The organism is Pseudomonas sp. 05L36, assembly GCF_056398125.1.
Map to the genome: position 1 here is coordinate 1 of NZ_JBFTOU010000018.1, position 26,687 is coordinate 26,687.

General features: G+C 50.8%; 25 protein-coding genes and 2 pseudogenes. 24 read left to right on the plus strand and 3 right to left on the minus strand.

Annotated features, from left to right (window positions below):
• Window positions 1-557: 557 nt before the first annotated feature.
• Window positions 558-1,088, minus strand: coding sequence for a transcription/translation regulatory transformer protein RfaH (gene rfaH / locus AC1DKH_RS18995; protein ID WP_477798995.1), 531 nt, complete (start codon window positions 1,086-1,088; stop codon window positions 558-560).
• Between the two features lie 649 nt (window positions 1,089-1,737).
• Between rfaH and AC1DKH_RS19000 the strand changes: the two genes are divergently transcribed.
• The 24 genes and pseudogenes from AC1DKH_RS19000 to AC1DKH_RS19115 all read left to right on the plus strand — a co-directional run bounded on the left by AC1DKH_RS19000 (window position 1,738) and on the right by AC1DKH_RS19115 (window position 25,482).
• Complete coding sequence (locus AC1DKH_RS19000; RefSeq protein WP_477798925.1) at window positions 1,738-2,178, plus strand: low molecular weight protein-tyrosine-phosphatase; 441 nt, start codon at window positions 1,738-1,740, stop codon at window positions 2,176-2,178.
• 37 nt (window positions 2,179-2,215) lie between these two features.
• On the plus strand, window positions 2,216-4,444 hold the full coding sequence (locus tag AC1DKH_RS19005; protein ID WP_477798926.1) for a polysaccharide biosynthesis tyrosine autokinase: 2,229 nt from the start codon (window positions 2,216-2,218) through the stop codon (window positions 4,442-4,444).
• 253 nt (window positions 4,445-4,697) lie between these two features.
• Window positions 4,698-4,781 (plus strand): annotated as a pseudogene (locus tag AC1DKH_RS19010) (exopolysaccharide biosynthesis polyprenyl glycosylphosphotransferase); the annotation flags it as partial.
• A 109-nt stretch (window positions 4,782-4,890) separates the two neighbouring features.
• On the plus strand, window positions 4,891-6,204 hold the full coding sequence (gene wbpA, locus AC1DKH_RS19015) for a UDP-N-acetyl-D-glucosamine 6-dehydrogenase (RefSeq protein ID WP_477798927.1): 1,314 nt from the start codon (window positions 4,891-4,893) through the stop codon (window positions 6,202-6,204).
• 79 nt (window positions 6,205-6,283) lie between these two features.
• On the plus strand, window positions 6,284-7,234 hold the full coding sequence (gene wbpB, locus AC1DKH_RS19020) for a UDP-N-acetyl-2-amino-2-deoxy-D-glucuronate oxidase (protein WP_477798928.1): 951 nt from the start codon (window positions 6,284-6,286) through the stop codon (window positions 7,232-7,234).
• A 7-nt stretch (window positions 7,235-7,241) separates the two neighbouring features.
• Complete coding sequence (wbpD, locus tag AC1DKH_RS19025; RefSeq protein ID WP_115947593.1) at window positions 7,242-7,823, plus strand: UDP-2-acetamido-3-amino-2,3-dideoxy-D-glucuronate N-acetyltransferase; 582 nt, start codon at window positions 7,242-7,244, stop codon at window positions 7,821-7,823.
• A 3-nt stretch (window positions 7,824-7,826) separates the two neighbouring features.
• Window positions 7,827-8,948 (plus strand): DegT/DnrJ/EryC1/StrS family aminotransferase, encoded by a 1,122-nt coding sequence (locus tag AC1DKH_RS19030; protein ID WP_477798929.1) that lies wholly within the window; start codon window positions 7,827-7,829, stop codon window positions 8,946-8,948.
• Between the two features lie 309 nt (window positions 8,949-9,257).
• Entirely contained in the window at window positions 9,258-10,427 is a 1,170-nt protein-coding gene (locus AC1DKH_RS19035) for a glycosyltransferase (RefSeq protein WP_477798930.1), read from the plus strand.
• A gap of 38 nt (window positions 10,428-10,465) precedes the next feature.
• Window positions 10,466-11,902 carry a lipopolysaccharide biosynthesis protein gene (locus AC1DKH_RS19040; protein ID WP_477798931.1) on the plus strand — a complete coding sequence of 479 codons (1,437 nt, stop codon included), beginning with the start codon at window positions 10,466-10,468 and terminating at the stop codon, window positions 11,900-11,902.
• Window positions 11,903-11,958: 56 nt separating this feature from the next.
• Window positions 11,959-12,192 carry a UDP-N-acetylglucosamine 2-epimerase gene (locus tag AC1DKH_RS19045; protein WP_477798932.1) on the plus strand — a complete coding sequence of 78 codons (234 nt, stop codon included), beginning with the start codon at window positions 11,959-11,961 and terminating at the stop codon, window positions 12,190-12,192.
• Between the two features lie 197 nt (window positions 12,193-12,389).
• Window positions 12,390-13,532: a glycosyltransferase family protein gene (locus tag AC1DKH_RS19050; RefSeq protein ID WP_477798933.1), complete on the plus strand. Its 1,143-nt coding sequence runs from the start codon at window positions 12,390-12,392 to the stop codon at window positions 13,530-13,532.
• A 313-nt stretch (window positions 13,533-13,845) separates the two neighbouring features.
• Window positions 13,846-14,013 (plus strand): hypothetical protein, encoded by a 168-nt coding sequence (locus AC1DKH_RS19055; protein WP_477798934.1) that lies wholly within the window; start codon window positions 13,846-13,848, stop codon window positions 14,011-14,013.
• Between the two features lie 420 nt (window positions 14,014-14,433).
• Window positions 14,434-15,678: an O-antigen ligase family protein gene (locus AC1DKH_RS19060; protein ID WP_477798935.1), complete on the plus strand. Its 1,245-nt coding sequence runs from the start codon at window positions 14,434-14,436 to the stop codon at window positions 15,676-15,678.
• Window positions 15,679-15,878: 200 nt separating this feature from the next.
• Window positions 15,879-16,586, plus strand: a complete 708-nt coding sequence (locus tag AC1DKH_RS19065; protein ID WP_477798936.1) for a WecB/TagA/CpsF family glycosyltransferase — start codon at window positions 15,879-15,881, stop codon at window positions 16,584-16,586.
• An 83-nt stretch (window positions 16,587-16,669) separates the two neighbouring features.
• Window positions 16,670-16,876, plus strand: a complete 207-nt coding sequence (locus AC1DKH_RS19070; protein ID WP_477798937.1) for an NAD-dependent epimerase/dehydratase family protein — start codon at window positions 16,670-16,672, stop codon at window positions 16,874-16,876.
• A 5-nt stretch (window positions 16,877-16,881) separates the two neighbouring features.
• Entirely contained in the window at window positions 16,882-17,208 is a 327-nt protein-coding gene (locus tag AC1DKH_RS19075; RefSeq protein ID WP_477798996.1) for an NAD-dependent epimerase/dehydratase family protein, read from the plus strand.
• Between the two features lie 378 nt (window positions 17,209-17,586).
• Window positions 17,587-17,754: pseudogene (cpsB, locus tag AC1DKH_RS19080) on the plus strand (mannose-1-phosphate guanylyltransferase/mannose-6-phosphate isomerase); the annotation flags it as partial.
• Between the two features lie 150 nt (window positions 17,755-17,904).
• Complete coding sequence (gene galE / locus AC1DKH_RS19085) at window positions 17,905-18,978, plus strand: UDP-glucose 4-epimerase GalE (protein ID WP_477798938.1); 1,074 nt, start codon at window positions 17,905-17,907, stop codon at window positions 18,976-18,978.
• Window positions 18,979-19,660: 682 nt separating this feature from the next.
• Window positions 19,661-20,773: a polysaccharide biosynthesis/export family protein gene (locus AC1DKH_RS19090; RefSeq protein WP_477798997.1), complete on the plus strand. Its 1,113-nt coding sequence runs from the start codon at window positions 19,661-19,663 to the stop codon at window positions 20,771-20,773.
• 13 nt (window positions 20,774-20,786) lie between these two features.
• Window positions 20,787-21,446: a YjbF family lipoprotein gene (locus AC1DKH_RS19095; RefSeq protein WP_477798939.1), complete on the plus strand. Its 660-nt coding sequence runs from the start codon at window positions 20,787-20,789 to the stop codon at window positions 21,444-21,446.
• Window positions 21,443-22,210 (plus strand): capsule biosynthesis GfcC family protein, encoded by a 768-nt coding sequence (locus tag AC1DKH_RS19100; protein ID WP_477798940.1) that lies wholly within the window; start codon window positions 21,443-21,445, stop codon window positions 22,208-22,210. Before AC1DKH_RS19095 ends, AC1DKH_RS19100 begins: the two co-directional genes overlap by 4 nt.
• Entirely contained in the window at window positions 22,207-24,291 is a 2,085-nt protein-coding gene (locus tag AC1DKH_RS19105; RefSeq protein ID WP_477798941.1) for a YjbH domain-containing protein, read from the plus strand. Before AC1DKH_RS19100 ends, AC1DKH_RS19105 begins: the two co-directional genes overlap by 4 nt.
• Window positions 24,288-24,677: a VanZ family protein gene (locus AC1DKH_RS19110; protein ID WP_477798942.1), complete on the plus strand. Its 390-nt coding sequence runs from the start codon at window positions 24,288-24,290 to the stop codon at window positions 24,675-24,677. The genes AC1DKH_RS19105 and AC1DKH_RS19110 overlap by 4 nt, the downstream gene beginning before the upstream one ends.
• Before the next feature lie 346 nt (window positions 24,678-25,023).
• Window positions 25,024-25,482 carry a mannose-1-phosphate guanylyltransferase gene (locus tag AC1DKH_RS19115; RefSeq protein WP_477798943.1) on the plus strand — a complete coding sequence of 153 codons (459 nt, stop codon included), beginning with the start codon at window positions 25,024-25,026 and terminating at the stop codon, window positions 25,480-25,482.
• Window positions 25,483-25,517: 35 nt separating this feature from the next.
• On the opposite strand, the gene AC1DKH_RS19120 is transcribed toward AC1DKH_RS19115, so the two are convergent.
• Together AC1DKH_RS19120 and AC1DKH_RS19125 are read right to left on the minus strand one after the other, a co-directional pair.
• Window positions 25,518-26,144, minus strand: coding sequence for a hypothetical protein (locus AC1DKH_RS19120; RefSeq protein WP_477798944.1), 627 nt, complete (start codon window positions 26,142-26,144; stop codon window positions 25,518-25,520).
• A 74-nt stretch (window positions 26,145-26,218) separates the two neighbouring features.
• Window positions 26,219-26,587, minus strand: coding sequence for a hypothetical protein (locus tag AC1DKH_RS19125; RefSeq protein WP_477798945.1), 369 nt, complete (start codon window positions 26,585-26,587; stop codon window positions 26,219-26,221).
• Window positions 26,588-26,687: the final 100 nt, after the last annotated feature.

Genomic DNA, 26,687 nt, shown 5'->3' on the forward strand with positions numbered 1-26,687 from the left:
TCCTACAGCTCCCCGGGAATCCTACAGCTCCCCGGGAAGTCACTTCATTTTCAACCAGGACGCAGTCTGTAGGAACTGGCTTGCCAGCGAAGGTCGTTAACGATAACGCGTATTTTCTGTCTAAACGCGGCGCTCTTGAGTCCATCGCGAGCAAGCTCGCTCCTACAGCTCCCCGGGAAGCCACTTCATTTTCAACCAGGACGCAGTCTGTAGGAGCTGGCTTGCCAGCGATGGTCGTTAACGATAACGCGAGTGAACCGGATAAATGCGGCGTCCCTGAGTCCATCGCCGGCAAGCCGGCTCCTACAGTTCCCCGGGATTGCGTGAAGAACCAAAAAAAGGATACCGGGCAATCGCGTGACGACATAAACCTGTTCGCGAGCTGGAACGTCAGCGACGCCGCAAAGATGCGGCCCTGACTGAGACCGCTACCTTCCCGGCGCTGCGAAAAATGCTTAATGCCTACTGGGGGGGGGGGAGCGAGGACGAGAGCAACTAACCTTGTTGCCAGAATGCTATCTGCTCGTTGATTGGCTGGCCGGGAGCAATGCGCCGTGTCAATGCTTACTGATATCAACCAGGGGGATGCTGATTCTTTGCTCACGTTGCAGCAGTGTCATCAGGAGCAACACACGCTGCTCTCCCTCCATCGCCAGGAAGATCGCTTCCACATCGACAAAAGGCCCCTCATTGATACGCACCCTCTCGCCACAGGCAAACCGGGCCTCCACAGGGGCTCCGCTATCGTGCTCATGAAGTCGGGCGATCAAGTCATCACCTACAGGCAGGGGCTTGCCTCCAAAACTGACAACTCGCAATACACCGCGGGTAGAACGCAAAGGCGCCCAGCTCTCACCTGAGCCGAGCTGGATAAACAGATAACCCGGAAACAGCGATTCGCGAACAATCTTCCTGCGCCCCTGTAAATCACGTTCGCGCCGGTGCGTAGGGCGAAAACAGGTATACCCCTGGTTATCCAGATTGATCTCTGCACGCTCGTCCTGGTTCGCCTTGCATTGAACCAAATACCAGGCGCTGGCAGTGAGACTCTCAGGCAAGGTCGCTTGAACTGCCGAAGCACTATGGATGGACACAATCAACCCCTTCTACGCCTATGTGGCCAAATAGCTCCGTGGTTTTCTCCTCGACCTTGCGACGGATTTCTCCCAAGGATGGAAACGCACCTGAAAAACGGAATTGGCCGATCATGGAAACTGCGCCCTTTAAAAACATGCGAAACTTATTTGGCGATAGACGAATGCTGGAGAACGCTTTACCCAAAGCAATCCCCTACAATAATCGTCAAACCGCGCCTCACGCTATTTAACACAGCCCAATACTGCACAACACAAAAAAGCCTAAAACGTTAGAATTTGTCCGGCAATGCCCAGCAATGTTATTTTAAGAGTTAGTGATGTTATTTAATATCTGACTTTATATATTGATATTTTTTTTCCGTGCGCACTCAATAACCACGTGGCATTTAATGGTTGAGTTTGTCGTGGGTTGCCAGTTATGATTTTTAGCACAGCAACTGTCAAGCACGCTCCAAGTCAAGATTCCAGCAGACCAGAGTCTTCGCAGTGAACAGTTTCATCCAGTACGGCAATTCCTCACGGAAAGAGGCACACACCCAATAGCTGCAAGCCGTCACAAAAGTGCCATTGAAGAAGAACAGAATTTCAGTCTTTCCAATTGCACCATCACCGCAAGTGTGGAATTTCCAGGGAGGTTGCCTTGTTTAACAAGATTCTCATCGTTTGCATTGGCAACATTTGCCGAAGCCCCACTGCAGAACATCTGTTGCGAGATGCACTGGGCCGGTCCGACATCGAAATCAGCTCCGCGGGTCTTGGCGCGCTACAAGACCACCCTATCGAGTCCACCGCCCGGGCCGTACTGGAAGAGCATGGCCATCTGCCAAATGAGCACAAAGCCAATCAACTGACCCCCGCCACCATCAGCGAATCGGATCTGATCCTGGTGATGGAGCAGTCCCACATAGACCGTGTTCTCAAGATCGCGCCTGAAGCGCGAGGCAAGGTCTTCTTGCTGGGCAAGTGGCAGAACAACCGCGAAATCAGTGACCCCTACCGTCAAGGCAAACCTGCTTTTGTGCATGCATACGCGCTGATTGAAGAAGCAGTAACCGCCTGGGCAAGGCGTCTCGCACGCTAAACCATTCCTCGAATACCTGTTAAAAAAGAACCCACTTATGCAGCAAACTCCAGCATTAACCTCACATGACGATGATGATGAAATCGACTTGATGGGCCTACTCGGGACACTGGTCGATCATAAATGGTTGATTGCCGGGATCACTGCTGCCTCTATGGCCGTTGGAACGGTCTATGCGGTGTTGGCCACACCGGTTTACCAGGCAACTGCCCTGATACAGGTGGAGGCCAAAAAAAATGACATGCTCGGCTTCTCCGATATCAACAGTATGCTGGGTAAAGAGTCACCTTCAGCCACAGAAATCGAACTAATAAGATCACGTGCCATTATTGGCAAGGTTGTCGACAATCTATCGCTCGATATCACTGTCGAGCCGAACCGTTTTCCGGTGATCGGCGACTTTATTGCTCGTCATTTCAAACCGGACGATGTTAATACGGTTGCGGCGCCCTGGTTTGGCATGAACAGCTTTGCCTGGGGTGGCGAAACCCTGAAAATATTTCAGCTCGTGCTTCCGCAAGAACTCCTGAGTAAACAACTCACTTTGGTCAGTGGTGAAAACGGCCACTTCACGTTGCTGGATGAGGACGACAATGTCCTGGTCCAAAGCCAAGTGGGCCAAGCCTATGACCAGGACGGCATCAAACTGCAAGTCGAGGTATTGCAAGCCAATCCTGGCACAACGTTCAGCATTGCGCGTGACCCACGCCTGACCAGTATCTTGGCGTACCAAAAGTTACTTGATGTAGCAGAGCGCGGTAAAGAGTCTGGCATGATCGGGCTTGCTCTTGAGAGCGAGAAACCGGCTGAAGCCATTCAAATCCTCAATGAAATCGCCAAGCTCTATGTACGGCAAAATGTTGAGCGGACGTCGGCCGAAGCCGCTCAAAGCCTGGAGTTTCTAAAAGATCAACTGCCTCAGGTCCGTAAAGACCTGGAAAAAGCCGAAAACGCCCTGAACAAGTATCAAATTCGCAGTAAATCCATCGATATCAGCCTGGAAGCCAAAGCCATTCTCGATCAGATCGTGGCGCTTGATACCAACATCTCCGCACTGAAAATGCAGCAAGCGGAAATGGATCGCAAGTTTACCCGTCAGCACCCAGCCTATCGGGCCTTGCTCAGCCAATTAGGCGAGCTGACAGCCAAGCAGGATGGCCTGGCCAAAAAAGTCGAAGGCCTGCCTTCAACACAGCAAGAACTGCTTAGCCTCACCCGCGATGTAAAAGTCAGCACCGAAATTTATACCCAGCTCCTGAATAAATCCCAGGAGCTGGACGTAATGCGTGCCGGCACCGTGGGCAACGTGCGCTTGATCGATACCGCCGATGTGGATCTGCTAAAGCCCGTTAAACCGAAGAAAACTCTGATCGTTCTCATCGCCACCCTGCTCGGGGCTTTCCTGGCGATTGCAGTGGTGCTTTTTCGCAAAGCCCTTAACCGCGGCGTGGAAAATCCGGATCAAATTGAACAGCTGGGGTTGCCGGTGTACGCATCCATTCCTTTCAGCACGCTGCAAAAAACGGAAGAAAGCAAAACCCTGCGAAGTGGCCGAGGCCGCGCTAACAACGCCGCCCCAATACTGGCCATCAGCCATCCTACCGACCTCGCCATAGAAGCATTGCGCAGCCTGCGCACCAGTCTGCATTTCGCCATGCTCGAAGCCAGTAATAATCGCCTGATGATCTCCGGCCCGAGCCCCAAGGTAGGTAAAACCTTCGTTTCCGCCAACCTCGCTGCAGTCATCGCTCAGACCGGCCAGCGTGTATTGCTGATCGACGTGGATATGCGCAAAGGGTATTTGCATAAAGTATTCGGAACATCTGCAGGAAACGGGCTTTCTGATTTACTCGTCAAGCGCTGCGACCTGGCAACCGCGATCAATAAAACTGAATTCGAGCACCTTGACTTTATTGGCCGCGGACAAATACCGCCCAACCCTTCAGAACTGCTAATGCACGCAAACTTCAGTGTCTTTCTGGAGCATGTCAGCGCCCAGTACGACCTGGTGATTCTGGATACCCCGCCGTTGCTCGCAGTGACGGATGCGGCAATTGTCGGCCGACAGTCGGGTACCAGCTTGATTGTGACGCGTTTTGCACTGAACCCGGTTCGTGAAATTGAATTGACCATGCGTCGCTTTGCGCAAAATGGCATTGATTTGAAAGGCGCTATTTTCAATGGCGTTGAAAAGCGCGCCTCCTCCAAATATGGCTATAGCGACTACGGTTATTACAACTACGAATATAAGTCAGAGAGCGTTTAATTTTCACCACCGCTTTTAATGATAGGCGAGCGCCCCTAAGCCCCTAAGGGCGTTCAGAGCACCGTACTTCCTGCACCTGCAACAAATGATACAGACATATTAATAGATGCAACCGCTTTCAGGGACTAGCAAAAAATCCTGGGGCGGTAGCGTGCCCAAACCTCAATATCGGCCACGGCAAATCCCTCCCTGCCATGGATAAGGGGAAAGCCAAGACCATCAACGGTCTGTACCAAAGGCAGAAACAGAAACTTACCTCAATAACTGGTCGTTGTGGCTGGATATGAAAATTCTGATAAAGACGCCCTTCATGCTGTTATCGAAAGATATCTATTAAAGGTCGCGTCCGTCACCTGTAGAAACGTTGCGCTGATACGTAATAAACAAGCGCAGGCGATACACCGACAGAACTCTTAACTTTACCCCTACCAATCCGAGTCTTTCTTATGTCCGAACACCAAGAAACCAGTATCGCAAAATTCAAAAGCAAGGAAGCTATCATCGGTATCGTCGGCCTCGGTTATGTAGGTCTGCCGTTGATGCTGCGTTACAACGCCATCGGCTTCCGAGTGTTGGGCATTGACATTGATGAAAGCAAAGTAATCAAGTTGAACTCGGGCGAGAGCTATATAGAACACATTCCAGCAAGCAAGATTAAACTCGCGCGCGCGAGCGGCTTTAGCGCTACTACCGACTTCAGTCGTGTTAGCGAATGCGATGCTCTGATTCTCTGTGTACCGACCCCCCTTAACAAGTATCGCGAGCCGGACATGAGCTTCGTGATCAACACCACTGATGCGCTTAAACCCTATTTGCGCGCTGGCCAAGTGGTCTCGTTGGAAAGCACCACCTACCCCGGTACCACCGAGGAAGAACTGCTACCCCGCGTACAGGAAGGCGGTCTAACTGTCGGCAAGAACATTTTCCTGGTCTACTCGCCGGAGCGCGAAGATCCGGGCAACCCCAACTTTGAAACCCGCACTATCCCGAAAGTCATCGGCGGCCATACCCCCGCATGCCTAGAAGCTGGTATTGCTCTGTATGAGCAGGCCATCGACCAAGTGGTACAGGTCAGCTCGACCAAAGCAGCGGAAATGACCAAGCTGCTGGAAAACATCCACCGCGCCGTCAACATCGGCCTGGTCAACGAAATGAAAATCGTCGCCGACCGCATGGGCATCGACATCTTCGAGGTAGTTGATGCCGCAGCCACCAAACCTTTCGGCTTCACCGCCTACTACCCTGGTCCAGGCCTCGGCGGTCACTGCATACCGATCGACCCCTTCTACCTGACCTGGAAGGCACGCGAATATGGTCTGCATACCCGCTTTATCGAACTGTCCGGCGAAGTCAACAAAGCCATGCCTGAGTACGTGCTTACCAAACTGATGGACGGCCTGAATAACAGCGGCAAAGCGCTCAATGGCAGCAAAGTCCTCGTACTCGGCATCGCCTACAAGAAGAACGTCGATGACATGCGCGAATCGCCGTCAGTGGAAATCATGGAGTTGATTGAAGCCAAGGGGGGCATCGTCGGGTACAGCGATCCACATGTACCAGTTTTTCCCAAAATGCGCGAACACCACTTCGAACTGAGCAGCGAAACACTGAGCGCTGATAATATTGCCAGCTTCGATGCGGTGGTGCTTGCTACCGACCACGACAAGTTCGATTACGAACTGATCAAGCAACATGCACGTCTAATCGTCGACAGCCGTGGCAAGTACCGTGCCCCGGCAGAGCACATCATTAAGGCTTGATCACTTTCATTACTGTCAAAAACATCCGGCAAGGACAACAGTCATCTTGCCGGGTTATCGTACTTTGCAAGGAATACCCATGAAAAACTTCGCCCTGATCGGTGCCGCCGGTTACATCGCGCCTCGTCACATGCGCGCCATCAAGGATACCGGCAACGTGCTGGTCTCCGCCTACGACATCAATGATTCGGTTGGCATCATCGATAGCATCTCGCCACAGAGCGAGTTTTTCACCCAGTTCGAGTGCTTTTACGAACACGCTAACCGTATCAAGCGGAACGCGGCCACTGCACTTGACTACGTCTCCATCTGTTCACCCAACTACCTTCATCATTCGCATATTGCTGCCGGCCTGCGCCTCGGTTGCGACGTAATTTGTGAGAAGCCGCTGGTGCCAACCCCGGAAATTCTCGATGAGCTGGCGCTGGTCGAACAGGAAACGGGTAAGAAGTTGTACAACATCCTCCAGTTGCGCCATCACAAGGCGATTCTCGACCTGAAGGACAAGGTCGCCCGCGAAGCCAGCGAGCACAAATACGATGTCGAGCTGACCTATATCACATCGCGCGGCAAGTGGTACACGGAGAGCTGGAAAGGCGACCCACGCAAGTCCTTCGGGATTGCCACCAACATCGGCGTGCACTTCTACGACATGCTGCATTTCATCTTCGGCAAGCTGCAACGCAACGTCGTGCATTTCACTTCCGAGCACAAGGCAGCAGGCTACCTTGAATACGAGAAAGCCCGCGTGCGCTGGTTCCTATCTATCGATGCCAACGACCTGCCTGCATCTGTAAAAGGCAAGAAACCCACCTACCGCTCCATCACCGTCAACGGCGAAGAAATGGAGTTCTCTGAAGGCTTTACTGACCTGCACACCACCAGCTACCAGGAAATCCTCGCCGGCCGCGGATATGGCATCGAAGACGCCCGCCACTGCGTAGAAACTGTCAACACCATTCGCTCCGCCGCCATCGTCAGTGCGCAGAACGATGAAGGTCACCCGTTCCTCAACACCCTGAACCGCTGAGATCGCCATGTCCCACTACCAGCATCCCAGTGCCATCGTCGATGACGGCGCGCAGATCGGCGCAGACTCGCGCATCTGGCACTTCGTTCACGTCTGCAGCGGCGCACGCATTGGCCAGGGCGTATCCCTTGGCCAAAACGTGTTCGTCGGCAACCAGGTGGTGATCGGCGACCACTGCAAAGTGCAGAACAATGTTTCCGTCTACGACAACGTCACTCTCGAAGAAGGCGTGTTCTGTGGCCCAAGCATGGTCTTTACCAACGTCTACAACCCGCGCTCGCTGATCGAACGCAAAGACCAGTATCGCGACACCTTGGTGAAGAAAGGCGTCACCCTTGGCGCCAACTGCACCATCGTATGCGGCGTGACCATCGGTGAATACGCCTTCGTCGGCGCAGGCGCTGTAGTCAACAAGGATGTGCCGGCCTTCGCCCTGATGGTCGGCGTACCGGCCAGGCAGATTGGCTGGATGAGCGAGTTCGGCGAACAACTGGAGCTGCCGGTAACGGGTGATGGCGAGGTCGTCTGCCCGAACACCGATACCCGCTATGTACTGAGCGGTAACACCCTAAGCAAAGTGGATGCATAGTAAATGATCGAGTTCATCGACCTGAAAACCCAGCAAATCCGCATCAAGGACAAGATCGACGCAGGCATTCAGCGCGTGCTTGCCCATGGCCAATACATCCTCGGCCCGGAAGTGGCTGAGCTGGAAGAAAAGCTCGCAGACTTCGTCGGAGCCAAATACTGCATCACTTGCGCCAATGGCACCGATGCGCTGCAAATCGCCCAGATGGCCTTGGGCATCGGTCCAGGCGATGAAGTCATTACCCCCGGCTTCACCTATATCGCTACAGCTGAAACCGTGGCCCTACTCGGTGCCAAGCCGGTATATGTCGATATCGACCCACGCACATACAACCTCGACCCGCAACTGCTGGAAGCAGCCATCACCCCACGTACCAAGGCGATCATCCCAGTCTCACTGTATGGCCAGTGCGCGGATTTTGATGCCATCAATGCCATAGCCGCCAAACACGGTATCCCGGTGATAGAGGATGCCGCACAGAGCTTCGGCGCAACCTATAAAGGCAAGCGCTCCTGCAATCTGACCACCATCGCCTGCACAAGCTTCTTCCCCAGTAAGCCGCTGGGTTGCTATGGCGACGGTGGGGCTATCTTCACCAACGATGAAGAGTTCGCCAAGGTCATACGCCAAATCGCGCGCCACGGCCAGGATCGTCGCTATCACCATATTCGTGTCGGCGTAAACAGCCGTCTGGATACCCTGCAAGCAGCCATTCTGCTACCCAAGCTGGACATCTTCGAGGAGGAGATCCAACTACGCCAGCAGGTTGCCACTCACTATAATGAGGGGTTAGCTGGCTTATGCAGGGGAGATTATATCGCCTCAAGCAAACTTAGCATTCTGGCTACCCCGTACATAGAGCCGTATAACACCAGTGTCTATGCCCAATACACGGTGCGCGTAAGCGACCGCGCAGCTGTACAGGCAAAGCTCAAGGAATCCGGTATCCCCACCTCTGTGCACTATCCGATTCCGCTGAACAAGCAGCCAGCTGTGGCTTGCAGTGCGTCCATACTGCCAGTAGGCGACAATGTTGCCGAGCAAGTAATTAGTCTTCCGATGCACCCTTACATCAAAAAAGAAGAGCTTACACACATACTTCAACCTCTGACATTTAAAAGTTAAATAAAAACAATAATCGCGCGCCTCATATCAAGAGCAGCGAATTGGGCGCATAGAGAAGTTCGAAGTTATGTGATATAAAAAATGGGCGCCAAAAAATCGATTCTCGGAGCAAAACGCATTTTAATCGGACCTCGTGAAAATGTATCAATAGGCGAATCTACACATATCAATATTGTTGGTGCCAACTCAGTCGTAACGAAATCCCGTGGAAGTGCTTAATTATTGCTGGCGCCCCAGAAAAAGCAATCGAGGAATTATGATTCCTCAAGGTAAAAACAATGCCCACGCCAATCTCAAAGCTCACATAAAATGCATATTCTTATCATTCCTTCGTGGTACCCACATAAACCAGGTGACATTAGCGGTAGTTTTTTCCGTGAACAGGCGTTAGCTTTGCAAAAACATGGTTGCAAGGTGGGCGTTATTTACCCACAACTTCGTTCATTGAGGGACTGGAAAAGCATTTTCTCCGGTCAATATAATGTCACCAGCGAGATTGATGATGGAATGCCCACCTATCGTTCTCACGGAACAAATTGGTTCCCACGGATGCCAAATGCAAACTCTTGGCTTTGGATAAAACATGGCGTCACTCTATATAACAGATATATTATTGAACATGGAAAGCCCGACATCATCCACGTACACTCCGCGCTTTATGGCGGCGGACTAGCAAAACATATAAATAAAAAAGACAACATTTCATACGTTCTCACAGAGCATTCATCGGGTTACTCACGAGGACTTATATCTAAGCGCGGAATAGCTCTTACAAAAAAATCAACAGAATTTTCCAGTAAAAATATCGCCGTCAGCCAATCTTTCTGCAGGCAAATGGAGAAATTGTTAGGGACTCCTCCTAATTCTTGGCATGAAATACCAAACATAGTTCATGACAACTTCATTAATCATAAAGCCGGGCAAAAAAACAAAAATGGATATTTTAATTTTATATGCGTCGCTTTGCTGTCAGAAAATAAATGCATCCATAACGCAATACAAGCATTTGGAATAGCATTTAAACACAATAAAAACATCACACTTACAATAGGCGGTGATGGCCCAGAGCGCCCAAGGCTTGAAAAACTATCAAACGATCTTGGGTTATCTTCAAAAATAAAATTTCTTGGACTCTTAAGCCGAAATCAAGTACTAGAGGAGATATCCAAAGCAGATGCTTTTGTTCTTCCAAGTAGATACGAGACTTTTGGTGTAGTTGTCATAGAAGCCTTGGCCCTCGGCAAGCCTGTAGTAGCTACACGCTGCGGCGGACCTGAGTCAATTGTGGACGAGGGTGACGGAATTTTGGTGCCGGTAGACGACATTGAGAGCCTTGCGGGTGCTATGTCGAAGCTTTACCAAAATTCTGGAGATTATGATTCCGGGAGAATCAAGCAATCGTGTATTGATCGTTTCAGCGAGAAAACAATCGCGCTCCGCCTCAAATCAATATATAAAGAAATCTTATCTGATAAATAACTTGGCGGGTATTTTATCTAACTTTTTTGTCAGGCATTATGAATAGATCAAAAATTCTTGGCTTCACTGTAGGACCGATTGGCTCAGCTATTCTGGGCTTCGCTACTTTGCCTGTCATGGCCTGGTTCTTCTCCGTCGAGGATATTGGTCGTATTTCCATGCTGCAGATTGTCTGCAGCTTTGCGGTTATTTTTTTCTGCCTGGGGTTGGACCAAGCTTATGTACGTGAGTATCACGAAACAGAAGATAAACCTTCATTGTTAAAAACCGTGTCTGCACCTGGGCTTTTATTACTGACGGCAGTATCACTGGGTTTTATTTTTTATGATCCAGGTCTTCTATCGAGAGTTATTTTTTCTCTGGATAGTCCTGCTTTGAGCATCTTGCTTGCCTGCTGTCTATTGACTACCTTTATCTCGCGATTTTTGTCTTTAATATTGCGCATACAGGAAAAAGGACTAGCGTTCTCCATGAGCCAGGTCCTGCCCAAAGCACTCTTTCTTTTTATAATTGGAGTTTATATTATTCTAGCGGCCGGTTTCAGCTTTGAGAAACTGATAATAGCCTACGTTCTCTCCATGCTGGCAGTCATGCTTATATACGCTTGGAATACCAGAGCTGAATGGTTACCTGCTGTTGGCAAAAGCATCGACAAACAAAAACTCGGCACTATGCTTCAATTCGGTTTGCCATTGATATTTGGTGGCATGGCATCTTGGGCATTGATGGCGATGGATAAACTATTTCTTCGCAGCCTGTCTACCTTTGAAGAACTTGGCATTTACTCCATAGCAGTTAGTGTAGCTTCAGCGGCAGGTATTTTTTCAGGAGTTTTCACAACGATCTGGGCCCCGACCGTTTACAAATGGGCCGCCGAAGGAATCAATCCAGAAAAGATCAATCAAATCTCCGAGCATGTTTTGGCTGCCGCATTTTTTATATTCACGCTTTCTGGTATGTTTTCTTGGGCGCTTCAGTTTCTGCTTCCGTCCACATATGACAATGTGCAATATCTAGTAACCGCATGCATGGCGGTTCCTTTGCTATACGCCCTCTCTGAAACGACCGCAGTAGGTATCGGCATAGCCCGTAAAACTAGCTACTCAATGGCTGCTTCTTTTATTGCCGCAGCAATTAATTTTGCTGGAAATTATTGGCTAACTCCCATATACGGCGCCGCAGGCGCAGCGACCTCTACAGCTATTGCCTTCTGGATATTTTTAGTCTGCCGAACAGAGCTTTCTTGTCTTGTTTGGCGAAAAATACCCCGCTTGAAACTATACGGCGCAACGTTTACATGCCTGCTCGCTGCTGTATCCACGTCCATGATCGGAGAAGACCATCAAGTCTTAATGATTACGGCATGGACTGCAATTGGCATAGCTGGTATTTTATGCTTCAAGAACTCGCTGCGCGCCGCAAAAGTAGAAATGCAGCGTTATATAAAAGTAAAAACATCTTCACAAAATATATAATCTACAGATTCCTCGTATAAGCTCACCATTTTTTATGTAGTCGGTCGTACTGATCCTTGTGTAGTGCGACACCGACAGTACCCGGCGCACTATTAGCTACCGAGCTGCATATCCTGGTGGCGCATGTTGAGACGGGCCTATGTTCGCACAACCGCCGTATGTCGGCAGAAATCAACCGAGTACTGATCGAGCACGTCTCTACACTCTATTTTCACCCACCGAGACAGCTCTTCAGATCCAGCGTAACGGAGGTATTGGCGACGCCAAGGTCCGAGTGGAGGGCCACGTGATTTACGATACCACTCTCTATAACAAAGGGCTCGCCCGGAAGCCGGAGGGGTTCGATACGCTAAACATTACCATGCACGATCCATCGAGCAGAAAACATTGAACATCCGGTACGCATGCACTGTATTTCGAGGAGCTTGAAACGGCCGACCTGCCAGTGCTCTGCTCTCTCCAAGATCAATCACCCTAAAGTAGCCAAATGCATAATTGTAAATTAAACATCAAAAAAAAACCTACACTACATGCAAACGCCAAAATAAAGTACTTAGCCCGCTGGAGTGAAAGCGCCTCTATTGGCGTTATCAAAAAAATCAAAAATACAACATCAGCTTTATCAGCAAACGGCTATCAAGCTGAGCATAAAATAATAGAAAAAGGTGGAGTTATAGGGCACTTACTGTTGCCTCTAGCAATTCTTATTAGTAGAGCTGATTTATTGATTATCAGATCCACAGCATTCTCTATGCTTCTTTGCAGTCTGCCTATACTGATACAAAGACTTAGGGGAGCAAAAATCGTCATTGATGTCCCAACTCCTCTAGTTTCCGTACTTGAGGAAATCCAAAGTAGCAAAAAAACAAACCTCAAAAAAATATTCTTATGTTCATTGATAAAACTTAATTACCCACTGGCGCTCTACCCAGCACACCGAATTATTCAATACAGCGAAGAATCAGAACGATTCTCAATAGGACTCAAAAACAAAATGGTTCTTGGAGCTAATGGTATTGATGTATCTTCCATTGAATTGAAAGAGTGCAAAAAAGATAAGACACCACTTTCAATTACGCTCATCGGCGTAGCCGCTCTTGAGGAATGGCACGGTTACGACAGAGTCATTCAAGGATTAAGTAACTACTATGAAAAAAGAAAAAGTGTTACAGAGCAACAAGCCAACGTATATTTTATTATCGTTGGCAGTGGCGGCGCGGAGTTAAGACTTAAATCAATGGTGAACAAACTAAACCTATCTCAGTATGTCAGTTTCAAAGGAACATTACATGGCCCGTCACTAAATAATATTTTCAATGAAGTAGACATAGGCATCTCTTCATTAGGAGTTCACCGTAAAGGCTTGCGCATTGCTTCGGACCTTAAAAGTAGAGAATACCTTTCACGTGGCGTTCCAATCGTGATTGCTGCTGACGACCCAGATATTCCTGATGCAATTGATTTTGTTTATAGGTCAACGGCCGACGACTCTGCAATTGATATCAGAAATCTCATAGGATGGTATGAGAGCTATGAAAAAAATGGGGGTACCGCAGAGAGCATTAGGGCGTTTGCTGCACAAAATGTAGATTACAAAGGTAAAGTAAAGATTTTCGTTAGTGACTTATAGTTTTTCGACCAGTCCCTCCGTGTCAGGCTACCTGTTGCCCTTGTTGATTGACTCATTTATTCAAGAGGGCGAGGGTGTGTAGCAATGTCCAAGCGTTATGAGAGGAATTCAAACATTTGGCCGTTCTGCAAATGATGCCGCCCCTTAATCGCTCAGTGACAGACCTTGCCATTGCACTCAATCTCACGCTACGGTCACTGCGTAACTGGAGACAAATGGCAAGAGACAGGGTTTGATCGTGCCGGTAAACAAGTAGACCAGTGATCAATGGTCCAGCGCCGATAAATTCAATGCCGTCATGGAAGCCGCGCCATTGAGCGAGGTGGAAATCTCTCAATATTCCCGAATCAAGGGCATTTATCCGGAGCAAATCCAGCAGCAGCGCGAGGTCTGCCAAAACGCCAGTATCCTGGCTGACCTGAAACCCAGCGCGAGAAGACAGCCGAACAACGACGAATCAAAGAACTGGAGCGCCAGTTGATCCGATCAGATGCTGTATGCGCTGAAGCGGAGGCTTTGGTGCAACTCAGAAAAAAAGCCAATGCGATCTGGGGCAAGAACTTTGGGTGCAAAATTTATCGAGTGGTACATCAAAGACCATCGTCATAGTGCCTTGATATACGTGACACCAAACAAACGTCACGAAGGCAAAACAACAGCTCTTTTACAGAGCTAGAGCAACGATTTATGACGATGTCACGAAAATCAATCCCATCCGCTCGAATAGCGGGACACGCAACTGAAAGTTGGCAGATGCAATTGAACCCCGAACATCCTGAAGTTAAGGGCACAATGGGTAGTCGCAGCAGTACCAAGACGATAGGTACCTTGACACGTACCACAGTTTAAAACATAGATATTATCTATATAGCGCGAATTATGATGTGACGGGGAAATTTCCTTGCAAAACAAAATTTACAACTTGGCATTGAAATGCTGTTTTTTTTTAATGCTTTATCTCTCCACGGACTCGGTCGAGCTATTTAAAACCGGAGGAGCAACAGCGGAGGGCCAGGTAGTAACAGTGGCTTACTCCGGCCCTTTAAACTTCACAAGCATGATATGGGCTTTTTTTGCGTTTTTTTGCGTCGCGTTATACGTTGTAGCCCGTAAAAAAAACAGACAATCTATAATCAAGGGGAATGACAAATGGATGGTTCTGCTTCTTGTTTATATATTTGTATCGATTTTTTGGTCTAAAGACCGGATTGCCTCCGCAAAGTTACTGCTGGCTATTCCGCTTATATTTGCTTTTGTGAGAGTTTATTTTTTGAAATTCTCACGAATTGTCATATTGCAAGAGCTAACTAATTTTTTTGTTGTTGTGTCGCTGATTTCTATCGCGTTTTCTCTTTTCATTCCCAGTTACGGTGTTTCTATCGGCCTCCATGAGGGAGACTGGCAGGGGATATTTACACACAAAAATGGGTTAGGAAATTTTTCCGTATTGGGTGCCTGCATTTTCATCTCAATGATTGGTAGGGGGATGGGTTGGAAACCTTTGATTGGACTGGGCCTATCTATTTTTCTAACTTTCATGAGCAGCTCTACAACCGCATTAATTTGTTTAATATTAGTTCTCACTATGTATTTATTTTTGAAGTCAAAAAAAATACGCGCCGTAATTTATAAATTTCGCCACCCAATATATGCAGGTATTACTCTCATATCAGTTATTCCTTTTTTAGTTAGTTTTGCCCCGCCGGGGTTAACTATTCTCGACAAAGACACTACATTTACTGGTAGAGTTTTTATTTGGGGTTTTATTTTATCTATGTTTTTTGAGCGCCCCGTTTTTGGGTATGGACTAAATCAATTCGAAGCATTTTTCAACGCCAACTCTACATTTGCTAGCAATGTCGGATTTCAAGTTGGATCAACCCACAGTGGCTTTCTTGATCTCGCATTTTCTTTAGGGATGGTTGGAGTATTTTTGGTATTAGCTTTCATAAAAAAAATAATCCCTAAAAAAAATAACGAGTTGGATTTGACGATTAGCGTTGTGTTTTTTCTGTCGTTTGTAATGGTTAACTCTTTGGAGTCCTTATTTTTATCATTTAATATTTGGTTTGTGCTCTTGTTGATAATAATTGAATTTGTAAGCCAAACCACAACAAAAAACAACCGCCCCCTTCAGTTTCGTTGATCTTCAGATTTAAGACTCTGTATAAAAGTGGTTTTGTATAAAAGTATCTACATTTAATGACCCCGCGTTAAATTTGCTCAGAATACTTATTTACAATACGCCGATTACGTTTCCCCGCTTGTTTCTTTATTTACCTTCTGCGCACCGAGACTGTGCAAACACTAACTGCCTTGATCAAACATGGAAAATGACGCGCTCTTATGAACAACATCTTAACAAAAATTAATTCCCATCATTCAGGATCTGATATTGGGTTGTATACTTTCCTCAATCACTATTCCTATCTATTAGCCAGGAAAAATCCTGACCTGATTTCCGGCTTTGATGAAATTCATTGCGACGGCATTGTTCTTTGCCTTTTCTTACGCTTGATAGGAGTTTATAAAAAACGCAAAAGTTTTGATATGACGTCTCTTGCGCCTCAAATATTTAATCTCGCCGTGTTGAAGGGCAAAAGTATATATTTTATAGGTGGCGAACCAAAGATCGCACAGGCAGCTGTTGACAAGGTTATCAAAGCTTATCCGCAGTTACGGGTGGCTGGTATAAGACATGGGTTTTTTGTTTCACCCTTGGAAAGAGAACAAATTCTTAAGGAAATATCACTGAAAAATCCAGATTTTGTAATTGCTAGCATGGGCACTCCTTACCAAGAGCAATTTCTTATTGATCTTAAAAAAGCGGGATGGCGGGGCTGCGGCTATACTAGCGGTGGTTTTTTTCATCAAACGGCAAAAGCGGGACTTAGATATTACCCTGCTTGGGTTGATAGATTCAACTTACGCTGGGCTTTCAGGATTGCCGATGAACCGAAACTTTTAAAACGATATACATCGGACTTTATTAAGTTTTTAGTTTTGTTCTCTTATGATGCTTTTATGTTCAAGATAAAGAAGCACAAAATGTGAGCTTTTACCGCTGATAGAACTAAGTTTTTTCTGACAAAACTTTGGTAACCGGCGGCACCGGTTGTATCGCCCCCCACACTGTCGTGGCTCTGCTCGAGGCCGGCTACGAAGTGATAGTGCTGGACAACCTGTGCAACAGCTCGCCAGTGTCGCTGTTGCGTTTCGCACGGATCTGCGGCAAGGCACCTCTGTTTATTCAAGGCGACATCCGTGGCAGCCCCTTGCTGGATAACTTGTACACGTCGCAGAGAATCAGCGCGGTATTACATTTCGCCGGTTTTAAAGCTTGAAATCTGTGGAGGAGAGTGTTTGCAAACCCCTCGACTACTATGACAACAACGTCGCAGGCAGCGTAACTCTATGCCAGGCAATGGCCCATGTCGGAGTGTTCAGTTTGATATTCAGCTTTTCCGCCACGGTATATGGCGAGTCGACGCAGATCCCCATCAGCGATTACTCTCCCACTAGCGTGCCGACCAATCCCTTATGGTTGTTCCAAGCTGATGGTCGAGGATGTATTGCAAGACCTGGCAAAATCGGAGCCACGCTGGAGCATCACCCTGCTCCACTATTTCAGCCCGGCGGGTGCACACCAAAGTTGGATGATTGGCGAAGACTCTAATGGCTTACCGAATAATCTTCTGACTTATGTCAGGTAGGCGGCCCTTAGCAAGCTCAAGCAGTTTTGGTGCCGAATATCCGACACAGGATGGGACCGGGGTGCGCAACTACATCCACTTGCAGGATCTGGCTGAGGGGCATTTGAGTGCGCTACGGACTATTGTCCAAAAGACTGTTGTGAACATCTGGAACCTGGGCACTGGTGTCGGTTACAGATTGCTGGAAATGATTCGAGCGGGCGAGTAGTCGAGCCCGGAAAGGATGGCTGATAACTGGCGCTAGCAGTTAGGCGACCCGCAAGGTTATTGCCGATAATTCTGTTTATCGTTGTCATGTTGGAAGATCAGGCAGGTCAACAAATCTGCACCACATACCGCCCGGTGCAAAGACCTATCTGGTCACGAAAAATCAGTCCACCTACATTCCCAATGGCTAGGTCTATGCCTTGGAAAATCTGGGAGTTATCCCTCTGGAACTGATTGAGGTGCAATCCGGTTCTTACCTCGGTGAATACGATATCGTGTGTTTCGAAGACAAATATGGAAGGCCGAAACAAGCTGTAATGGCGGCAACGTGTAAGCCAGCAGCTCTGCAGAATGTAGATGCAATACCTATCCACAAGCGGCAAGTTCGTCTAGTTACTCACTAAAAAACTCCAAGCGACCTGACTCCCTCTTCGTGTTGTTGTCGCACGTAAATGCTGACTTCTCATTCCTCTCTTCTTGCTCACTTTAAAGGACTCTTTCCTTTGACCGGAAAAATTCTGGTAACCGGCGGCGCCGGTTACATAGGCTCGCACACCACCCTCGCTTTGCTCGAAGCGGGTTATGACGTAATAGTATTGGATAATCTCAGCAATAGCTCGAAGGAGTCACTTCATAGAGTGGGCGTTATCTCTGGCAAGTTTCCGGAATTTATTCAGGGGGATATTCGCGACCGTGCGTTGCTGGATGAGCTGTTCGCTTCGCAGAGGATCAGCGCGGTATTACATTTCGCCGGTTTGAAATCGGTGGGGGAAAGTGTCCGCAAACCGCTCCACTACTATGACAACAATGTCGCAGGCAGTGTCACCTTGTGCCAGGCAATGGCCCACGCCGGAGTTTTCAATTTTGTGTTCAGCTCTTCCGCCACGGTGTATGGCGAGCCGACGCAGATGCCGATCCGGGAGGATTTCCCCACTGGCGTGCCGACCAATCCCTATGGTCGCTCCAAGCTGATGGTCGAGGATCTGTTGCAGGATCTGGCGAAATCAGACCCGCGTTGGAGCGTCGCCCTGCTCCGCTACTTTAACCCGGTGGGAGCGCACCAAAGCGGGCTGATTGGCGAAGATCCCAATGGCCTGCCGAACAACCTCCTGCCCTATGTCAGCCAGGTGGCCATTGGCAAGCTCAAGCAGTTATCGGTGTTCGGTGCCGATTACCCGACGCAGGATGGTACCGGGGTGCGCGACTACATCCATGTGCAGGATCTGGCCGACGGGCATTTGTGCGCGCTACGGACAGTCCTCCAAAAAACCGGGGTGAACATCTGGAACCTGGGCACCGGTATCGGTTACAGCGTGCTGGAAATGATTCGGGCATTCGAGGAGGCAAGTGGTCGGGCCGTGCCTTACAAATTGGTTGAGCGTCGTCCCGGAGATATTGCCGAGTGCTGGGCCGACCCCACAAAAGCCGCCAATGAATTGGACTGGAAGGCCAAGCGCGGGTTGCCGGAAATGATGGCCGATACTTGGCGTTGGCAAGCTGCTAACCCACAAGGTTATGGCCGGTAGCATCTCTCGTATGGCGTAGCGATCAGACGTGAACCATTACATTGGCACCACATACCCAATAACAACTGTTAGAAACAGCGGGTACGTTAGAAAACGTCAGACCTGTTAGACATCCTACACAGGTATTCTTGAGACAATGATCGCAAGATAAATCTCACTGAGGAATGACCCAGAGGTCAACTCTCATCGAGCTCGAATCAATAACTATACTTAACGCTACTGGACGCTCAGAGTTTTTGGCCTTGCACGCTCGCTTCTTAGCTTCACCGCCAATACCGACGATGCATCAAAAAGGAATCTACCATGACCAAACTACTTGCTTCCGCTCTAATGCTTTCTTTAAGTGCCTCCGTTTTCGCCGCTGAGCCTCCCGCAGCGTCTTCTGCTCCAGGCACTCCTGCAAAACCCGCAGCAAACGCTCCTTTGAGTCTGAACACCCCTCTCGTGGGCAGCCTGACCACAGGGACTGCTCTCGGCATCGGCGCTGCAGTTATCGCCGGAGCCGCTGCGCTGTCATCCAGTGGCGGCGGAAGCAACAATGACGGCGGCACTACTGGCACTACCGGCACCACTGGTACCACCGGTACACGCTAAGCGCACCGCAAGGTCGATAGCCTTCTACCACCCGGAGCAATCCGGGTGGTTTCGTTCTGATGTGTTCCCTCCACAAGTGTCCTCAATCATGATTCGTAGTTTGTCGCTCGCTGTGCTTGCAGGTGTTGCCCTGCAGGGCTGTATGTTCTCACCTGGTCAACACCTGGATACCAGCCAGGTCGGCCGTGAAGGCTCACCGGAAAGCACTCGGATCGAGTTGATTCCGATAACGCCCAAACTGATTGCCCAGAACGCGGCGACAAAAGTGCAAGCCTCGGTGCCCGCCGAATTGCTGGCGTTCAAGCCGGGAGCTTACCGGATTGGCGCCAATGATGTGTTGTACATCACGGTGTGGGACCATCCTGAGTTGACTGCACCATCGGGTGCGCAACAGCAAATTGATGCGAACGGTCGCCTGGTACGCCCGGACGGCACCATGTTTTACCCCTATATCGGCAATATTCATGCTGCTGGTAAAACCATCGAGGAGCTACGCGGTTTTATTGCGGAGCGCCTGACTCAATTTGTCGACAGCCCCCAGGTTGACTTGAGTGTTTTGCGCTTTGCCAGTCAAAAAGTCGTTATTTCCGGTGCTATTTTGAAAGCCGGTCAACAACCCATTACCACTTCGCCGCTCAGCGTCGTCGAAGCCATGGGTACTGCTACTGTCGATCCATTGAATGCCGACCTTGCCGGCCTGACACTGACCCGGGACGGACGTGAGTATCCGCTGGATCTGGACTCGCTTAACGGCAAAGGCTCGCAGTTGCATAACGTCTATTTGAAAGACGGCGATCAGTTGTACCTGCCCTACAACGACCGGAAAAAGATCTACGTCATGGGTGAGGTCAGCCAGCCTCGGGCGCTCACGTTCAAAATCAACCGGATGAATCTGGCGGATGCGGTCGGAACGGTCGGTGGACTGAACCAGGCCACCTCCAATGGCAATGCGCTGTATGTCATTCGAGGTGCCGAGAACCTTGAAACCGAGCCGGCAAAAGTCTTTCAGCTGGAAGCCGAATCGCCAACCGCGTTTGCTCTTGCCAGCCGCTTCGATCTGCAACCCCAGGACATTGTCTACGTCGGCCCTGCAGGCGTGACCCGCTGGAACCGCTTGATCAGCCAGTTGCTGCCATCGGCCGTTATCCTGGGTACCGGCGCAGCGGCCACAAACAATCTCAGTGAAGCCAGCAGTCGATAAGGTTTGAGCCGCTTTGAAAACTTTGCGTAACAGCTCATGCCTGGCGGTGGGATTACTGCTGTGTGGCTGTAATCCGTTGATGCAGGCGTCCCTGGATACCTTTAAAGCCTCCACACTGGGCGCCCCGTCGCTGGAAGTGACTGCGGCGCAAGTGGAGGCCGTGCCCTATGCGCAGATCAAGGTCACCACGGAGGAAAGCGACGGTGTGTTGGCCAAGCTACGCCAGCAGGGCGACCTGGAGTTCTGGGTCGCCTCCGGCAAACAGGTGTTGTTGATGCGCGACGGTCTGGTCGTGCGCAGCGTCGGCCTGGGCATCAATCTCGACGGCACGCGCTTCGACGGCGAGTCGCCGTTCAAGCTTGGCTTGCAGCGATTGCCCGATGGTTACAGCAGTACCCGCTGGATAGATGTCTATCAGGGTCCGCGGGTTGGGCTGGCGGTCAACAGTCGCTTCAGTCGACAGGCCATCGAAACCGTCACCATCCTGGACAAGGACTATGCGTTGCAGCGCATAGACGAACGCATCGACATACCCGAGCTGGGATTCAAGGCCACCAACCGTTTTTGGGTCAGGCCTGACGATGGCTTGATCCTGCAGAGCGAACAACATCTGACGCCGGACCTTTTCTTGAAGATTGTGCAATTGCGCCCTGACCGGGAGACGGCTCGGTGAGATATTTGAAAACGCTGTCGGCTTGCCTGTTGCTGGCCAGTTCTGCGATGGCTCAGGCCGCTGTCACGGTCACGGGTGATGTAAAAAACGCCGGTTCCTTCGGGTTCGTGCCAGGTGCACGCTTGCTCGATGCCGTCAGCCAGGGGCGCCCGAACGCCGAAAGTTACTGGCTGGCCGCCGCCTGGTTGCACCAGCCGCTGGTGGAGCAGCAAATCCGCCTTAAAGCCGGTGTGCTGTTCGATCTGAAATTACTGCAACGTGGGGCCTTGCTTGAAGAAAAAAGCAGCCTCGCAGCCCTCGCTGCGCGCCTGTTTGAAGAGGTCAGCCAGTTACCCGTTACCGGCCGCAGAGTCGCGGTGCTCGACCCCGTGGCGCTGGAGGTTGCGTTCGCCCGCAATTACTCGCTCAGTGACGGCGACCAGCTGATTTACCCTCTACGCCCGACTACGGTCACTGTCCAGGGCGCAGTTGAACAGCCCTGCGCGCTGCCTTATCGCGCCCTGCAGCCCGTCCAGGAATATCTTGAAAGTTGTCTGCCGGTGACCGACGCAGATGCCGATTACCTGTGGTTGATTCAGCCCAATGGCCAGGTCAGGCGAGTCGGCAATGCCGCCTGGAACCGCGAAGACGGGGTGTTTGCCGCCGCCGGCAGCACGATTCTGGTGCCCGTGCGCAACGATGATCCGGACCTGCCCACACCCGACTTGAACGAGCAGCTTGCCCAGTTTCTCGCCACCCAACCGCTGCCCGAGGTGGCCCCTTGAAGTTACGTTTCGCCGCCGTAGTGTTGTTGCCCTACAGCCTGGCTCATGGAGAGCCGCGTTTTACCCAGAATGATTTCGGTGGCGTGGGTTTGCTGCAAACCCCCACCGCACGGATGGCGCCCGCCGGCGAATTCAGCCTGAACGCCAACCGCACTGACCCATATTCGCGCTATAGCATTTCAATACAGCCCCTTGACTGGTTGGAAGGCAGTTTCCGTTATACCGCTATCGGCAACCAAAAATACGGGACCGAGGCATTAAGCGGCGACCAGGTCTATAAAGACAAGGCGGTCGATGTCAAAGCCCGCCTCTGGCAAGAAAGCCACTGGTTGCCCGAGGTCGCGCTCGGCTTTCGGGACGTTGGGGGCACCGGCCTGTTTTCCAGCGAATACTTTGTGGCGAACAAACGTTACTACGATCTGGATTTCAGCCTGGGCGTTGCTTGGGGCTACATCGGTAACCGCGGGGATTTCGAAAACCCGCTGGGGTACCTCGATGAGCGCTTTGATACACGCCCGGTAAACACGGGCGCGGACGCAGGCAACGTCAATACCGGCTCGTATTTTCGAGGCTCGCCCGCGTTGTTTGGCGGCGTGGCCTATCAGACGCCCTGGTCACCCTTGAGCTTGAAACTCGAGTTCGACGGTAACGACTACAAGCACGAGCCGTTCGACACTACCCTGAAGCAGGACTCGCCCATCAACATCGGGGCGGTCTTCAAGCTGAGTGACTCAGTCGATTTGACCGCAGGTTGGGAGCGCGGCAACACCGCGTTGTTCGGTATTACTTTTCATACCAATTTCGCCAGCCGCAAGGCGCCAGCCAAGCGCTACGACCCCGCTGTCGAAGCGCTTCCGGCACGCGAGCCAACCACGCCGCTCGATCAGGTCGACTGGGCGGGGGTTTCCAAACGACTGGAAAACAACGCAGGTTATAAGGTCGAGCGTATTGCTCAGCGCGATTCCGAGCTGATTGTGTATGGCGAGCAGTCGCGCTATTTCTACTCCGCCAAAGGCGTGGGCCGGGCCAGCCGGATTCTGGACAACAGCGCGAATGACGAAATCGACTGGTTCACGATGGTGAACAAGCGTTACGACATGCCTGTGGTAGAAACCAGTGTGCCGCGCGAAACTTTCCGGGCCGTGGTGAACAACCAACAAGACCTTACAGACCTGCACCGCACCACCGAATTGAACCGGGCCACGCCGCACATTGAAAACACGTTGTACACCCAGGCCCTCGAGCGTTTTACCTATGGTATCGGCTTGGGTTACAAGCAAAACATTGGCGGTCCCGACGGCATGCTGTACCAGCTGACCGCTGATGTGGACGCAGAATACCGCTTTACCCGCAGCACGTGGACGAGCGGGGTCATCAGCACCAATCTGCTGAACAACTTTGATAAGTTCACGTACGACGCACCGAGCAACCTGCCCCGAGTGCGGACCGATTTGCGCAAGTACGTCATCACCTCTGATGTAACGATGCCGACATTTCAGCTCAACCATGCCAAGCAGCTGGATCAAGACTTGTTTGGCATGGTGTATGGCGGTTATCTGGAGTCAATGTTCGCCGGGGTCGGGGGTGAATTGCTGTACCGCCCCATGGGCGAGCGCTGGGCCCTGGGTGCTGATTTGAACTATGTACGCCAGCGTGACTTTGACCAGGGTTTTGGTCTGCGCGATTACAAGACCGTGACCGGTCACATCACCACCTATACCGAACTGCCGTTCGATTTGCAGGCGGCGGTCAGTGTTGGGCGTTACCTGGCGCGCGATTGGGGTGCCACGTTTGATGTGTCGCATGAGTTCAGTAACGGTGTGAGGTTCGGTGGATGGGTCACCCGCACCACGGCCTCGGCAGAAGAGTTCGGCGAGGGTAGCTTCGACAAAGGTATCTATATCTCGGTCCCCTTCGACGAGTTGATGAGCGTTTCCACGATGCGTCGCGCCAATCTGGTCTGGGCTCCTTTGACCCGCGATGGTGGCGCGCGTCTTAACCGCCAATATTCGCTGTACACAATGACCAATGGCCGCGACAAAGATGCGTTCTATAAAAACTTTGAGAAAATCACCGAATGAGTTCGTTACTCCTGGGTTTCACACAACTGTCCCAAAGGATACGCACGCTGCTTTTCATCAGCGTTTGTCTGGTTTTGCTGACCGCCGCTTTGCGAGCGCAACCGATTCCCGAAGCCTTTGCCCAGGAAGACAAGCTGCATCACCTGGTTGGTTTTTTCGTGTTGGCTTTTAGTTGCCGGCTGGCCTTCCTGCGGGTCAAGGCGCACTGGATTGCCTTGGGCTGTCTGCTGACGGGGATCCTGATCGAATATGCACAAGCACTGATGCCGCTGCGCACGGCATCACCTTACGACGCCTTGGCCAATGCTGCCGGTGTGTTGCTCGGCTTGATTGCGTGGCGTTGGGTGCAACCCGTCAAACAGTCCGCCGGGTTCCCTGGCACTTAAGACCATGGCTTCTGCGTGGGCATAGCGACAACACGCCTGAAAACATCAAAGCACTGAATCGACGCCACCCATTTCTGTTATGCGATTTTCTATAAGAAAGGCCTGTAAACGTCAGTTAGGCGCATGTAGTCCTCTGTAGGAGCCAGCTTGCTGGCGATGGACTCAAGTACGCCGCGTTTATCCGGTTCACACGCGTTATCGTTATCGACCATCGCTGCGATGCGGCGACCCGACAAGTCGGATCGCCGCACCGCAGCTCCTACAAGGGAGCGTGCCCCACGCTTTTTTTTGCTCTTGGGTGCCGCGCTTTTTAAGCGGCCATAAATCTTTTTCAAGGCAGACCACTATGAACGCTTCCGGATCACCGATCGACTCTGTCTATAAATCGCTGGACCCTTTTGCACCCGGCAACATGGTTTTGGGGCAGAAGTTCACCGAGGGCAACAGTGGATTGATGGCCTGGTTGCGGACATACGAAAGTACTCCCCCCACGATCACCCCACAGCCAAAGTTGTTGGTGGAGCGCATCGGGCTCTTTCCTTCCTCGGGTGATATTCGGCGCATGGTCGGCAATCCCATTGCGCTACTCGAGTACTTGCGGGCGCTGTATGCCAGTGAAGCACTGGATGTGGATGACAGCGACGGCCTGAGCCTGACGTTCACTGAATGGCGTTTCAAGATCTGCCCAGCGCAGAGCGAGATCCTGTTGAAGGTTGAGAGTCGTGGCGATATAGCACTGATGCAGAAAAAAACTGCAGAGCTGCTGGATCGGATCGAAGAGAAAAACAGTCGTGAATTCGGGTGACGCCACTTCGCCAGAACTCACAACCGAAGCAAAAGCTACAACCTTGACGATTCTCCGCGAGTGCGCCACTGAGGCTGCATGAATGCCTTTTCTGCCCCCGAAAGAGTGACGGCGAAAGAGTTCAAGAGCCTCTCGGCTGTATATTTTGGAAGACTCGTACTCAGCATGATCATCGCGAGCCCTAGCATGAGGGCCATGCGGGGAATTTTGCGGATTTCCTTTCGCTCCAGCCTGAAAAGAAATACGCACGCCGCGATTGACCCCACAACCGCCCCGGCAATCGCTTCCGGCAGAGGATGAATCGTCTGACCGACATACTGGACGCTGAACCACCAGGTCGACAGCAGCCCGGCACCCAGTGCCAACCATCGAAGGCGATGATCCAGTTGGCGCAATAGCAAACTCAACACAACGGTCGACACCAGGCAGGCGTTCATTGCGTGGCCGCTGATGACCGCGATATCCAGGCTTTCCAGGCCGATTCCCCAGCCCTTGAACAGCACTTTACTCAGACCTACGACGAAATAGGCTACGAACAGTACGCCTAGCCATAAGAGCGCGAGTTTTCTGGAGGCCATGCACCACAGCCAACCAGCGACGACCATGGCCGCTGGAAGCATGACGGTGATGCCGGCGTATTGTGCGATGTACAGTTTTGACACCAAGCTACTTCCTCACGCCTCGTGCAATTTTCCAGTGCAATGGACACTGGGTGCGTGTTCAGTAGATACAACGCTCATCGATCCGAAAAGCACTTCAGGCGATTCTCTACGACAACCACCGAATAACTCGCGATGTGCATTGCCAGTCCGTCCTCTATCAGGGCTTCCAGCAAGGCAGCTTGTGCCGCGAAGCGCAGGTCACGGTTGAGTTTGCGAGAGGCGTGCATCTGATCGATCAGGACATGCGTGACTTGATAAGGGGTGCTGCCTCTCAGACGCCCCAGCCAGACGGGGATTTTTTTTGCGTTTTTGGATTGTCTGATACCCAGCACGCACGTTGCCTTGTCCGAAGCGGTGTTTTTCGAAACCTCCTCGATTTCTTCAAACACGTCGGTCAATTTTTTTAGTGCGTAGCCAAGCATCAAATCATCAAACGCATCCAAAAACATATACCTCTTCACGTGGTGAAGTTATTTCTACAAACACATTTCCGATTATCACATTACACTTTATTCCATGTATGTACTGGACGTATTCTAACGA

Bases quoted from the DNA above. Each gene is read 5' to 3' on its own strand.
- AC1DKH_RS19005 (WP_477798926.1), top strand. From the start codon at position 2,216: ATGCAGCAAACTCCAGCATTAACCTCACATGACGATGATGATGAAATC.
- wbpA (WP_477798927.1), top strand. From the start codon at position 4,891: ATGTCCGAACACCAAGAAACCAGTATCGCAAAATTCAAAAGCAAGGAA.
- wbpB (WP_477798928.1), top strand. From the start codon at position 6,284: ATGAAAAACTTCGCCCTGATCGGTGCCGCCGGTTACATCGCGCCTCGT.
- wbpD (WP_115947593.1), top strand. From the start codon at position 7,242: ATGTCCCACTACCAGCATCCCAGTGCCATCGTCGATGACGGCGCGCAG.
- AC1DKH_RS19030 (WP_477798929.1), top strand. From the start codon at position 7,827: ATGATCGAGTTCATCGACCTGAAAACCCAGCAAATCCGCATCAAGGAC.
- AC1DKH_RS19035 (WP_477798930.1), top strand. From the start codon at position 9,258: ATGCATATTCTTATCATTCCTTCGTGGTACCCACATAAACCAGGTGAC.
- AC1DKH_RS19040 (WP_477798931.1), top strand. From the start codon at position 10,466: ATGAATAGATCAAAAATTCTTGGCTTCACTGTAGGACCGATTGGCTCA.
- AC1DKH_RS19050 (WP_477798933.1), top strand. From the start codon at position 12,390: ATGCATAATTGTAAATTAAACATCAAAAAAAAACCTACACTACATGCA.
- AC1DKH_RS19065 (WP_477798936.1), top strand. From the start codon at position 15,879: ATGAACAACATCTTAACAAAAATTAATTCCCATCATTCAGGATCTGAT.
- galE (WP_477798938.1), top strand. From the start codon at position 17,905: ATGCTGACTTCTCATTCCTCTCTTCTTGCTCACTTTAAAGGACTCTTT.
- AC1DKH_RS19090 (WP_477798997.1), top strand. From the start codon at position 19,661: ATGATTCGTAGTTTGTCGCTCGCTGTGCTTGCAGGTGTTGCCCTGCAG.
- AC1DKH_RS19110 (WP_477798942.1), top strand. From the start codon at position 24,288: ATGAGTTCGTTACTCCTGGGTTTCACACAACTGTCCCAAAGGATACGC.
- AC1DKH_RS19115 (WP_477798943.1), top strand. From the start codon at position 25,024: ATGAACGCTTCCGGATCACCGATCGACTCTGTCTATAAATCGCTGGAC.